This window comes from Streptomyces sp. NBC_01244, from assembly GCF_035987325.1.
In the GTDB taxonomy this organism is placed as follows: Bacteria; Actinomycetota; Actinomycetes; order Streptomycetales; family Streptomycetaceae; genus Streptomyces.
The window spans coordinates 4,729,703-4,742,230 of record NZ_CP108488.1; the positions used below are offsets into that span (position 1 = coordinate 4,729,703).

A 12,528-nucleotide genomic window follows, 5' to 3' on the forward strand; every position below is an offset into this window, starting at 1 on the left:
ACCGAGGGACTGACACGCCATGACGGCCACCGCCCCGACCCCATCCACGGCCCGCGTCCGTGTCACGGCACTCCTGCCGCGGCTCACGCTGGTCCTCGCCGCTCTGCTGGCAGCCTTCTTCGCCGCTGCCGCGCCGGCCTCGGCACACGCCGCGCTGACCGCGAGCGACCCCACGGACGGGGCGGTGGTCGCCACGGCGCCCGCCCAGATCACCCTTTCCTTCTCGGAAGGGGTCGCGATGAACGGCGACTCCATCCGTGTCCTGGATCCCCAGGGCAAGCGCGTCGACACCGGCGAACTGCGCGACCTCTGCAGCGGGAACATCATCCGCTACGGCACCGCCCTGCGCCCGGGGCTGCCCGACGGCACCTACACCGTCGCCTGGCAGGCCATATCCGCGGACAGCCACCCGATCTCCGGCGCCTTCACCTTCTCCATCGGAGCCCCCTCCGAGACCGCCGTCTCCCTGCCCTCGCGAACGGCGGGCGACGGGCCCGTCGCCGTCGCCTACGGCATCGCGCGCTACGTGGCCTACGCCGGGTTCGCCGTCCTCGTCGGCGCCGCCGCCTTCATCCTCCTGTGCTGGCGCCGGGGCGCCGCGCAGCGGCCGATGCAGAAACTGGTCGTACGGGCCTGGGTCGCGCTCACCGTGGCCACCCTGGTGATGCTGCTGCTCCGCAACCCGTACACCGGGTCGGGGAACTTCTCCGACGCCTTCGACCTGGCCGGGCTGAAGGCCGTCCTGGAGACCAAGTCCGGGGCCTCGCTCGTCTCGCGGCTGCTCCTGCTCGGCGCCGCCGCACTCTTCATCACCGTCCTCTTCGGCTCCTATGCCCGGAGGTACGCGTCGGACGGCTCGGACGGCTCGAACCGCCCTGACGGCTCCGACACCTCCGGCGTCTCCGAAGAGGACGCCAAGGGGGAGAGCGACCTCGTCTTCGGGCTCGGCATCGGCGGGACCGTCGTCGCCGGCGGCATCGCCGCCACCTGGGCACTGTCGGAGCACGCCTCCACCGGTATCCAGCCCGCCCTCGCCATGCCCGTCGACATCCTGCACCTGCTGGCCGTCGCCACGTGGCTCGGCGGACTCACCGCGCTGCTCGTCGCACTCCACAAGGTCCCCGGGATCGAGCGCACGGCGATCCGGCGGTTCTCCACCGTCGCCTTCACCAGTGTTCTCGTCCTGGCCGGCACCGGCACCTACCAGGCCTGGCGCCAGGTCGGCAGTTGGTCCGCACTGACCGGAACCGAGTACGGGCGGCTGCTGCTCATCAAGATCGGCCTCGTCGCCGTCGTCGTCGCCATCGCCTGCACCTCCCGGAAGTGGACCTCTCGGCTGGCGGAGGAACGCGCCTCCGATGTTTCACGTGAAACATCGCCCGTGACCGTCACCCCGGCCGCCAGCGCCGATGCCACCGGCGACGCCGACGCCTCCGACACGGGGATCTCCGGCGCCGGAACCTCCGACCCCCGGCGGGCCGCGCAGCTCGCCCGCCAGAGTGCCGCCCGGCGCACCGCGCGGGAGAAGCAGGCGCGCGACGCCGACCCCGACCGTGCCGGCCTGCGCCGGTCCGTCCTCGCCGAGGCGGGTGTCGCCGTGGTCCTGCTGGCCGTCACCACCATCCTCACCAGCACCGAGCCCGGCCGTGCCGCTGAGCTGGAGACGGGCCGCGGGTCCACCGCCACCGCCGTTCCCGACCGTGCGGTCAAGGTGACGCTGCCCTTCGACACCGGCGGTCAGAACGGCAAGGGATCGGTCCGGCTCCAGCTGGACCCGGGCCGCGTCGGTGCGAACACGCTCCACGTGTGGGCCGAGACCCCCGACGGCAAGCCGCTGGACCTGCCCGAGCTCAAGGTGTCGTTCACCTTGGAGGCCAAGGAGATCGGCCCTCTTCCGGTCCTGCCCGAGCGCGCCGCTCCCGGGCACTGGACCGCATCGGGCGTCCAGCTTCCGCTGACCGGCGACTGGCGGATCGACGTGACCATCCGCACCTCCGACATCGACCAGACGACCGTCCAGAAGAACGTGAAGATCGGCTGACCAGCGTGACCCAGAACAGCGCACCCACCAAGAGCACCGTGAGCTCCGCGAGCAGCACGGAACTCCCCGGTCTCGAGATCTCCCGGCGCCGCCTGCTGGGCACGGTCGGCGCCGCGGGCGCCGCCGGGCTCGCGCTCGGCGCCGCAGGCGGGGCCCTCGTACAGTCCGAGGTGTCCGGGTCCGAGGCGGCGGGCTCCGGCGGCGCTCCCGGCAGCCTCGGTGCCACCCGGGTCGCCTTCCACGGGGATCACCAGGCCGGGATCACCACGCCCCTCCAGGCCAAGGGGCACGTCCTCGCCTTCGACCTGGCGCCCGGCGCCGGGCGCACCGAGGCCGCCGCCCTGATGCGGCGCTGGTCCGATACCGCGCGGCGGCTGACGGCGGGCGAGACCGCACCGGCCGCCGATACCGGCATCGCCCTCGGCTCCGGCCCCTCCTCCCTCACGGTGACCTTCGGCTTCGGCCACTCCTTCTTCGAGCGCACCGGCCTCACCGCGCGCCGCCCCGCCGCCCTCGACCCGCTGCCGGACTTCTCCGCCGACCGGCTCGATGCCCGGCGCAGCGACGGCGATCTATGGGTGCAGATCGGTTCCGACGATGCGCTGGTCGCCTTCCACGCACTGCGCGCCCTGCAGAAGGACGCCGGAGAGGCGGCCCGGCCGCGCTGGCAGATGGACGGCTTCAACCGCTCTCCCGGAGCCACCGCCGCCCCCATGACGGCCCGCAACCTCATGGGCCAGGTCGACGGGACCAACAATCCGAAGCCCACCGAAGCCGACTTCGACCGGCGGATCTTCGTCCAGGGCGCGGTGCCCGCGGAGCACGCCTGGATGGTCGGGGGCTCGTACGCCGTCGTACGCCGCATCCGGATGCTCCTCGACTCCTGGGACCGGCAGTCACTCGCCCAGCAGGAGCAGGTCATCGGCCGTACGAAGGCCACCGGCGCACCGCTGACCGGAGGCGGCGAGACCACCGCCATGGCCCTCGACAAGATCGGTGCCGACGGAAAGCCGGTCATCCCCTCCAACGCGCACGCCCGCATTTCCGCACCCGCGCAGAACGGCGGGGCGGCCATGCTCCGGCGTCCCTTCTCCTTCCACGACGGGATCGCCGCCGACGGAGCCCCCGACGCGGGACTGCTCTTCATCTGCTGGCAGGCCGACCCGGCCCGCGGTTTCGTCCCCGTCCAGCGCAAGCTCGACCGGGGCGACGCCCTGTCGGCCTTCATCCGGCACGAGTCGAGCGGCCTGTACGCGGTGCCGCCCGGCGCGCGCGCCGGGGAGTACGTGGGCCAGCGGCTGCTCGAAGGGTGAACAGCCCGGGTGGCGTCCGGGCCCCGGCATTAGGCTGATCACATGTCGGCCACCCGCTTCACCTATCTCGGTCCCGAAGGCACCTTCACCGAAGCCGCCCTTCGCACCCTCCCCGAAGCCGCGACCCGGGAGCTCGTCCCGATGGTCTCGGTCCCGGCAGCCCTGGACGCCGTGCGCAACGGCGAGGCCGCGGCAGCCCTGGTCCCGATCGAGAACTCGGTGGAGGGCGGGGTCACCTCGACCCTGGACGAGCTGGCTGCCGGCGTACCGCTGATGATCTACCGCGAGGTGCTGCTCCCCATCGCGTTCGCGCTGCTGGTGCGGCCCGGGACCCAGCTGTCGGACGTCAAGACCGTCACCGGGCACCCGGTCGCCCAGCCCCAGGTGCGCAACTGGCTGCGGTCGAACCTCCCCGACGCCCTGTGGGAGTCGGCGGCGTCCAATGCCGATGGTGCCCGGCTGGTCCAGGAGGGCCGCTTCGACGCCGCCTTCGCGGGCGAGTTCGCGGCCGCCACCTACGGGCTGGTCCCGCTGGTCACCGAGATCCACGACGCGCAGAACGCGGAGACCCGCTTCGTGCTCGTCGGGCGTCCCGCCCGGCCGGCCGCGCCGACCGGGGCCGACAAGACCTCCGTCGTGCTGTGGATGGGCGACGACCGCCCCGGCGCGCTGCTGGAGCTGCTCCAGGAGTTCGCCGTCCGCGGGGTGAACCTGATGCTGATCCAGTCCCGGCCCACGGGCGCGGGGATCGGCAACTACTGCTTCGCCGTCGACGCCGAGGGGCACATCTCCGACCGCCGGGTCGGCGAGGCGCTCATGGGCCTCAAGCGCACCTGCCCCCAGATCCGGTTCCTCGGCTCCTACCCGCGCGCCGGTGTCGCTCAGGGTGACGTCCTGGCCGCCCGGCCCGGCACCTCCGACGGTGACTTCACGGCGGCTTCGGACTGGCTGACGCGATGCCTCGACGGGCGCCCCTAACGCTCTGTCCACTGTCCACAGAGTTATCCACAGGGATCGGTGCAGACCTGGGGACAAGTCGACAGAGCAACACGACAAGGTCGACAAATCGGTCGGGTGGCGCAGGTTTCGCGCTGACGAGCGGGAGGTGAACGGCGTCACCCCTGTATCACCGATCAACTCTTTGGGACGAGTCATTCCCACCCGAATGAGTGTGTGAGGGTGGTTTGAACCCTGATTGGGCCCGCTCACTCCACAGCCGGGATTGATCTATTCCTGTGTCCACAGATCCGGCGCACAGCCTGTGGATAAGCCGGTCGCCTGGGGAATTCCTGTGGACAAGGGAGGCCCTTCCCTCCTGCTCAGAGGCTGCCCGACCACTGCCGCCGCGCCCCTTTTCGGAGAATGGGGCCGGTTTATCGGCCTCCACGGAAGGTGGACTTCCGGTCTCCCGCCGGAAGTTTTCCATTCGCGGCAATTAGGACAAAGCGACACGCAGCGTGATATCGGTGCGATCCCCGGAAGCCCGGCCCGGTAGCCTGGAGGGGTGATTGACCTCCGGCTGCTCCGTGAAGACCCTGACCGTGTCCGCGCCTCGCAGCGCGCCCGTGGAGAGGACGTCGCCCTCGTCGACGCACTGCTCTCCGCAGACGAGCGCCGCAGGTCCTCAGGCATGCGATTCGACGAACTCCGCAACGAGCAGAAGTCGCTCGGCAAGCTCATCCCCAAGGCCTCTCCGGAGGAGCGGGCCGAGCTGCTGAAGAAGGCCGATCAGCTCAAGCAGGACGTCAAGGCCGCAGAAGCCGAGCAGAACGAGGCGGACGAAGCCGCCAAGCAGCTGCTCCTGCGGCTCGGCAACGTCGTCCACACGGACGTGCCCGTCGGCGGCGAGGAGGACTTCGTCGTCCTCGAGACGCACGGCACCATCCGCGACTTCGGCGCCGAGGGCTTCGAGCCCAAGGACCACCTGGAGCTCGGCGAGTCCCTGGGCGCCATCGACGTCGAGCGCGGCGCCAAGGTGTCCGGCTCGCGCTTCTACTACCTCACCGGCATCGGCGCCCTGCTGGAGCTCGCCCTCGTCAACGCGGCCATCGCCCAGGCCACGGAGGCAGGCTTCACCCCGATGCTCACGCCGGCGCTGGTCCGCCCGCGCGCCATGGAGGGCACCGGCTTCCTCGGTCAGGCCGCGGAGAACGTGTACCACCTGGAGAACGACGACCTCTACCTGGTCGGCACCTCCGAGGTCCCGCTCGCCGCGTACCACATGGACGAGATCATCGACGCGGGCAAGCTGCCACTGCGCTACGCCGGCTTCTCCCCGTGCTTCCGCCGCGAGGCCGGCACGTACGGCAAGGACACCCGCGGCATCTTCCGCGTCCACCAGTTCGACAAGGTCGAGATGTTCTCGTACGTCGCGCCGGAGGAGGCCGAGGCCGAGCACCAGCGGCTCCTGGACTGGGAGAAGCAGTGGCTGACCAGCCTGGAGCTGCCCTTCCAGGTGATCGACGTCGCCACCGGCGACCTGGGCGCCTCCGCCTCCCGCAAGTTCGACTGCGAGGCGTGGATCCCCACCCAGGGCAAGTACCGCGAGCTGACCTCCGCCTCGAACTGTGACGGCTTCCAGGCCCGCCGCCTGTCGATCCGCTACCGCGACGGCAAGAAGACCGCTCCGCTGTCCACCCTGAACGGAACGCTGTGCGCGGTCCCGCGCACGATCGTCGCGATCCTGGAGAACCACCAGCAGGCCGACGGCACGGTCCGGGTTCCCCCGGTGCTCCGGCCCTACCTGGGCGGTCGGGAAATCCTGGAGCCGATCACCAAGTGAGCACGGCCCCGTTCCCGTACAAGCTCGTCGCGACCGACCTCGACGGGACGCTGCTTCGCGGCGACGACACCGTCTCCGAGCGCACCCGTGAGGCGCTCCTCGCGGCCACCGCGGCGGGCGCAGCACACATCATCGTCACCGGCCGCGCCGTGCCGTGGACCCGGCACGTCCTCGACGACCTCGGCTACAAGGGCATCGCGGTCTGCGGACAGGGCGCGCAGGTCTACGACGCGGGCGCGCACCGGCTGCTGACCTCGGTGACGCTCGACCGGAAGCTGGCCGCGCTGGCGCTGGAGAAGATCGAGGCCGAGGTGGGTCCGCTGGCGATCGCCGCCAGCCGGGACGGAGTCGAGGGCGAGGTGCTCTTCGGCCCCGGCTACCAGGTCCAGGAGGGCCTTCCCGCGCTCTACCTGGAGGACACCTCCGAGGTCTGGTCCGCTCCCCTGAACAAGCTGTACATCCAGCACCCCGAGCTGGACGAGGACGCCCTCGTCCAGGTGGCCCGCGAGACCGTGGGCAGTCTGGTCGGCATCGTCATGGCCGGTCCGGGTGTCGTGGAGATCCTGCCGCTGGGGCTGAGCAAGGCCACCGGCCTCTCGCTGGCCGCGCGCCGGCTGGGTGTGAAGGCGGCCGACACGATCGCCTTCGGCGACATGCCCAACGACATCCCGATGTTCGGCTGGGCCGCGCACGGAGTGGCCATGGCCAACGCGCACCCGGAGCTCAAGGCGGTGGCGGACGAGGTCACCACCTCCAACGAGGAGGACGGCATCGCCGTGGTCCTGGAGCGTCTGCTGGGCGCCGCGTAACCGACCGGAAGACGAAGGGAAGGTCCGGAACGGCCCGCGCCGCGAGGCGCGCTCGAAGTGGCTGTTCCGGACCTTCTTGTTGCTCCCCGCACGGCTCACTCTGCCCCCGTCGCACGCCTCGTACCAGTGAATTTCCGTGTGTCAGCCGTGGATCCGGCTCGGGTTCGGGTGCCGGGTCAGCGGCCAGGCGAGGAGGCCGACGGCCAGTGCGATGGCGTGGCCGAAGTCGGTGAAGGTGCCGCCGGAGACGAGCGGGAGCCCGAAGAAGGCCACGGAGCCGGCGAGGTAGAGCCAGCGCCAGGGGCCGGGCAGGCGGTACGTCAGCACCCCGACGGCGGTCGCGAGTCCGTAGCTGACGCCGATGTCGACGACGTGGACCATGCTGCGCGGGGCACGGTGGTCCTGGATGGCCATCAGGACCAGTTTCTGGCTGATCAGCGTGGCCGTGATGTGTCCGGTCGCGATGATGAAGAGCCAGCGCAGGGTGCCGAGCCAGCGCTCGACATTGGCCTGGAAGATCTCGAAGAGGACGAAGTAGAGCGGGAGCGAGGCCGGATCCTCGATCCAGAACGCGCTGCTGAGCAGTGCCCGTAGGGGGTGCCGGGCGAGCTCGTGGATATTGCTGCTGTTGCGGTGGAGCAGGACGTGTTCGAGATGGTCGGGCACGATCACGACCACGATGCTGGTGACCGCGATGATCAGCAGCCAGATGTGGGTGCCGGGCGCGGAGCGTATCCAGGACCGTACTGGCCTGGACGCCTCGGGCTCGGTGTACTCGATCATGCCCCGATGATCTCGCGCAAAGCTGTGCCCCGCCTGGCCGGTGGGCCGGGCGGGGCACTGTTTCACGTGAAACATCCGGTACGGACGCCGATGCCGACGCGGGTACGGATGCCGGTACGGAGGTCCTACTCCTCGCCCGCCAGAGTCAGGCGTCGGAGCTTCTGTCCGGCGTAGACGGTGGCTCCCACGGTGACCGCGACGAGCAGGATCGCCGCGGTGGGCAGCCCGACGGTGGCGTCCACGTACCCCTCGCCCGCGACCTTCTGCGCGAGGGCCAGCGACCACTGCTGGACGCTGAGGGTTTTGGCGCCGTCGACGAGGCTGCCGAAGAGCGACTCCCAGATCAGGGCGTAGACCAGGCCGAAGACGACCGCGTGCCGGCTGACGGTGCCCAGCAGCAGGAACAGGGCGCTGTAGGCCACCGAGGCGACCAGGGCGGCGACGGTGTAGGCGACGGCGATCTGCTGGCCGTTGCCGTTGAGGATGAAGCCGGCGATCAGGGTGGGGATCGCGGAGAAGACCATGGTGACGGCGATCGCGACGGTCAGCTTCGTCATGATGATCGTCGGACGCTTCACCGGCTTCGAGAGCAGGTAGACGATCGAGCCGTCGTCGATCTCCGGGCCGATGGCACCGGTGCCGGCGATGACGCCGATCAGCGGGACCATCGTGGCCAGGGCGAAGCCGCCGAGGAGGTCTGCGGCGACCTTGTCGTCGAGGCCGGTGAAGGCACGGACCGCGATGGAGATGGCGATCAGCAGGACGGGCAGCGCACAGAGGATCAGTGCGCGACGGCGGCCGAGCAGGGCCCGGTAGGTGAGCCGGGCGACGGTGGGGTTGTACATGGGTGCCAGCTCCTTCAGGCCGCGACGAGGTAGGAGAAGACCGACTCGAGGGACTCGTCGGAAGGCGAGACCGTCAGCAGCCGGATGCCGTGCTCGCGGGCGACCCGCGGCAGCAGCTCGGTGAAGCGCCCGAAGTCGACGGCCTGGATGCGCAGGGCGCCTTCCTTGAGGTCGACCTCGATCCCGGCGGTGGACGGGTCGGCGATCAGGGCCGCGGCGAGGGCCCGGTCGTCGGAGGAGCGGACGAGGTAGCGGTGCGGGCGGTCCGTCATCAGGCGGCGGATCTTGCGGAAGTCGCCGGAGGCCGCGTGCCGGCCGGCGACCACCACCTCGATGTGGGAGGCGAGCTGTTCGACCTCCTCCAGGATGTGCGAGGAGAAGAGCACGGTCCGGCCGTCGTCGCCCATCCGCCGCAGCAGCTCCATGAGCTGCATGCGCTGGCGCGGGTCCATGCCGTTGAACGGCTCGTCGAGCAGGAGCACCGACGGGTCGTGGACCAGGGCGGAGGCCATCTTCACGCGCTGGCGCATGCCCTTGGAGTACGTGGAGATCTTGCGGTCCTGCGCGTACTCCATCTCGACCGTGGCCAGGGCCCGCTGGGCGGCCGCCTCGTCGAGGCCGTGGAGTTCGGCGTTGGCGACGACGAACTCCTTGCCCGTGAGGAAGTCGTACATGGCCTCGCGCTCGGGCACGACGCCGATCTGCTTGTAGACCTGCTCGTTCTGCCAGATCGCGGTGCCGTCGAGGGTGACGCTGCCCGTCGAGGGGGCGAGGAAGCCGCCCATCATGTTGATGAGGGTGGACTTGCCGGCACCGTTGGGGCCGAGCAGGCCGGTGACTCCGGGACCGATGCGCATGGTCACGTCGTTGACGGCGACGACGTTCCCGAACCAGCGGGAGGTGTGGTCGATGTCGATGATGCTCACAGCCCGGCCTTCCGGTAGCGGGCCATCAGCGCGGCGTAGGAGCCGGCGATGAGGCCGAGGATGACGAGCAGGTAGACGAAGCCGGCGGCGCCCGAGGGGCCCGTGCTGCCGGGGAAGCCGGAGTCGGCACCGAGGAAGGCGGTCTGCAGACCGTCGATGAGGCTCATCGGGGAGAACAGGCCCAGCCACTCGATGACCCCGGTCGAGCCCGTCTCGTGGGCGATGGCCTGGACGACGGACACGGCGCCGTAGGGGATCAGGAGCACGGCGATGATGGCGGCGACGCCGAAGCCGCGGCGCGGGGTGAGCGCGGCCATGACCAGGCCGAGGCCGGAGAAGAGCAGCGACAGCAGCAGTACCGACACCAGTGCCTGCCCGAATCCCTTGGTCTGGTCGGCGAAGTCGAACTTCGCCAGCAGCGCGCCGATCCACATGATCAGCAGCGGGGTGGCGGTGAGGATGAACAGGGCCGAGGCCATGGCCGCGAACTTGGCCACGACGTAGTCGACGCGTTCGATCGGACGCGAGAAGTACAGCGGCACCGTCTTGAAGCGCAGGTCCCGCGAGACGGACTGCGGTGCCTGGGAGGCCAGGTAGAGGTAGACGATCACCTGGGTGGTCATGGCGTAGGTCGTGTACTTGATGGGCAGTGCCGTGGAGCCGGGCACGGTGATGGCGACCGCGACGAGGATCAGCGCGGGGACGCACATCACCGCGAAGAGCAGCATCGGCAGCACCTTGGACTTGGCCGAGCGGCCGAGTCCGTAGGCGCCGCGCAGGGACTGCGCGAACAGCGACTTGCGGGCGTAGGAGCGGCCGAGCCGGGGACCGTCGTAGGACCGGTAGCCGATGTTGTGGATCTGGGTCGAGGTGTCAGGCGCCATCGGAACCGGCTCCCTTCTGCTGGGTGGTGGACTGGGCCTTGGCCATGTTGGCCGCCCACGCGGCGGACTGGGCCGCGGACTGGGCCGCGGCCCGGGCGGTCGCCGCGTCGCTGTCGCGGAAGACCTCCGCGATGTGGTGGCGGCGCTGTTCCATGCGGACCAGGCCGATGCCGAGGTCGGCGACCGTGTCGCGGACGGTGTCGTACGTGGCCTCGCCGGTGGCCTCGACGAGGAGGATGTGGCCGGCTCCGGGCAGGCCCTCCTCCTCGCCCGCGTGCAACGTCAGGCCCGCCTCGGTGAGCGCCTTGCGCAGGGCGGAGGTGCCGTCCGGGTGGGCGTCGGAGTCGGTGACCTCGACCGCGAGGGTCGTGGTGGTCTGGGTGAAGTCGCTGGTGGAGCTGGAGCGCAGCAGCTTGCCGCCGTCGACGACCACGACGTGGTCGCAGGTCCGCTCCAGCTCGCCGAGCAGGTGGGAGGTGACCAGGACCGAGATGCCGAAGTCGGTGTAGACGCGGCGGATCAGGCCCAGCATCTCGTCGCGGCCGACCGGGTCGAGGCCGTTGGTGGGCTCGTCGAGGAGCACCAGTTGCGGGTCGTGGACCAGCGCCTGGGCCAGCTTGACGCGCTGCTTCATGCCCGTGGAGTAGCCGCCGATGGGGCGGTAGCGCTCCTCGTACAGCCCCACGTGGCGCAGGGTGTCCGCGGTGCGCTCACGGGCGGCGGTCGGCGGGAGCCCGGACATGCGCGCCATGTGCACGACGAACTCGGTGGCCGAGACGTCGGGGGGCAGGCAGTCGTGTTCGGGCATGTAGCCGACGCGCTCGCGGATCGCGCTGCCATGGGTGGCTACGTCGAGTCCGAGCACGGCGGCGGTGCCCTCGGTGGCAGGGGAGAGTCCCAGCAGAATTTTGATCAGCGTGGACTTGCCGGCTCCGTTGGCGCCCACGAGCCCGGTAACTCCGGGTCCGATGTCCAAGGAGAGCCGGTCGAGGGCGGTCACTCGGGGGTACCGCTTGCTCAGGCTTTCGGTCGCGATGACAGTCACGTGAACGACGTTAGTGGCGCACGGAGCCCGGATCGTCAGACCTGGAGCTTGATCCTTTCTCCGCCTTCAGGACTACGGACCCCGACATAAGACTGACGTAGGGCTGATGCGTACCGGACAAGTTTGTCCACAGGTCCGTGCACGGGCCTTGACGTGATCTCCGGTCATTGTCACATTCATCAGTGTCAAGTTACGGGCGCGTACGGCTACATGGACGGACGGCTGGCATGGCTGGGGACACCAGGCAACGCACGAAGCGACGCACCACGGAACTCTCCGCCGAGCTGCGCGGGTTCAAGGAGGTGCAGCGCCTCTCCTACGAGTGCGCAGAGGCCGTCGCGGCGCAGCTGCGCCCCGGCGTGACCGAGCGCGAGGCCGCGCGGATGCAGCGCGAGTGGCTGCGCGAGCGCGGGGTGCGGGACTGGTTCCACATGCCGTTCGCGTGGTTCGGGGACCGGACCGCCTTCACCAACTTCAAGATCCCCCTGCAGTTCTTCCCGACGAACCGGGCCCTGGAGCCGGGGATGCCGTTCATCCTCGACATGGCCCCGGTCTACAAGGGCCACACCGCGGACATCGGGTACTCGGGCAGCCTCGGTCTCAACCCGGTGCAGGACCGGCTCATGTCGGATCTGCAGGCGCACCGCACGCTGATCCTCGACCAGGTGCGCGAGCGCCGCTCCCTGCGCGACATATACGGGGAGGTGGAGCGGCTGATGATCAGCCAGGGGTACACGAACCGGCACCGGGCCTACCCCTTCGGCGTCATCGCGCACAAGATAGACCGGGTCAAGGAGCGGAGCTGGGCACCGACCGCGTTCGGGTTCGGCACGCAGGCCCTGAAGGGCCTGGCCTCCGACGCCCTGCGCGGCCACCGCGAGGGCTGGTCCCCGCTGTGGAGCCCCTACCGCTTCTCCGATCACCCGCCCCAGCCCGGCCTGTGGGCGGTGGAGCCGCACCTGGGTTTCCGGGGCACCGGCGCGAAGTTCGAGGAGATCCTGGTCGTCACCGACTCCCGGGACCCCGAGGAGAGCGCGTACTGGCTGGACGACGATCTGCCGCACGTGCGGCGCTGGGCTGAGGAGAAGACGGCATGAGCG

General features: G+C 70.2%; 11 protein-coding genes. 6 read left to right on the top strand and 5 right to left on the bottom strand.

Annotated features, from left to right (window positions below):
* Window positions 1-19 precede the first annotated feature (19 nt).
* The 5 genes from OG247_RS21295 to OG247_RS21315 all read left to right on the top strand — a co-directional run bounded on the left by OG247_RS21295 (window position 20) and on the right by OG247_RS21315 (window position 6,945).
* Window positions 20-2,041 (top strand): copper resistance CopC/CopD family protein, encoded by a 2,022-nt coding sequence (locus OG247_RS21295; RefSeq protein ID WP_327253731.1) that lies wholly within the window; start codon window positions 20-22, stop codon window positions 2,039-2,041.
* 38 nt (window positions 2,042-2,079) lie between these two features.
* A complete protein-coding gene (gene efeB / locus OG247_RS21300; protein ID WP_327257569.1) occupies window positions 2,080-3,354 on the top strand; it encodes an iron uptake transporter deferrochelatase/peroxidase subunit in 1,275 nt (424 codons plus the stop codon).
* 42 nt (window positions 3,355-3,396) lie between these two features.
* Window positions 3,397-4,332 carry a prephenate dehydratase gene (gene pheA, locus OG247_RS21305; protein ID WP_327253732.1) on the top strand — a complete coding sequence of 312 codons (936 nt, stop codon included), beginning with the start codon at window positions 3,397-3,399 and terminating at the stop codon, window positions 4,330-4,332.
* A 526-nt stretch (window positions 4,333-4,858) separates the two neighbouring features.
* Complete coding sequence (gene serS / locus OG247_RS21310; RefSeq protein ID WP_327253733.1) at window positions 4,859-6,136, top strand: serine--tRNA ligase; 1,278 nt, start codon at window positions 4,859-4,861, stop codon at window positions 6,134-6,136.
* On the top strand, window positions 6,133-6,945 hold the full coding sequence (locus tag OG247_RS21315) for an HAD family hydrolase (RefSeq protein WP_327253734.1): 813 nt from the start codon (window positions 6,133-6,135) through the stop codon (window positions 6,943-6,945). The genes serS and OG247_RS21315 overlap by 4 nt, the downstream gene beginning before the upstream one ends.
* A gap of 141 nt (window positions 6,946-7,086) precedes the next feature.
* Here the strand turns inward: OG247_RS21315 and OG247_RS21320 are convergent, their stop codons facing one another.
* From OG247_RS21320 to OG247_RS21340, 5 genes are all read right to left on the bottom strand, one after another.
* Entirely contained in the window at window positions 7,087-7,728 is a 642-nt protein-coding gene (locus OG247_RS21320; protein ID WP_327253735.1) for a rhomboid-like protein, read from the bottom strand.
* A gap of 125 nt (window positions 7,729-7,853) precedes the next feature.
* Complete coding sequence (locus OG247_RS21325; RefSeq protein ID WP_327253736.1) at window positions 7,854-8,573, bottom strand: ABC transporter permease; 720 nt, start codon at window positions 8,571-8,573, stop codon at window positions 7,854-7,856.
* A 14-nt stretch (window positions 8,574-8,587) separates the two neighbouring features.
* Complete coding sequence (locus OG247_RS21330) at window positions 8,588-9,499, bottom strand: ABC transporter ATP-binding protein (RefSeq protein ID WP_327253737.1); 912 nt, start codon at window positions 9,497-9,499, stop codon at window positions 8,588-8,590.
* Window positions 9,496-10,383, bottom strand: coding sequence for an ABC transporter permease subunit (locus OG247_RS21335; protein WP_327253738.1), 888 nt, complete (start codon window positions 10,381-10,383; stop codon window positions 9,496-9,498). The genes OG247_RS21330 and OG247_RS21335 overlap by 4 nt, the downstream gene beginning before the upstream one ends.
* Window positions 10,373-11,428: an ABC transporter ATP-binding protein gene (locus OG247_RS21340; protein ID WP_327253739.1), complete on the bottom strand. Its 1,056-nt coding sequence runs from the start codon at window positions 11,426-11,428 to the stop codon at window positions 10,373-10,375. The genes OG247_RS21335 and OG247_RS21340 overlap by 11 nt, the downstream gene beginning before the upstream one ends.
* 227 nt (window positions 11,429-11,655) lie before the next feature.
* On the opposite strand from OG247_RS21340, the gene OG247_RS21345 reads away from it, so the two are divergent.
* Window positions 11,656-12,525, top strand: coding sequence for a M24 family metallopeptidase (locus tag OG247_RS21345; RefSeq protein ID WP_327253740.1), 870 nt, complete (start codon window positions 11,656-11,658; stop codon window positions 12,523-12,525).
* Window positions 12,526-12,528: the final 3 nt, after the last annotated feature.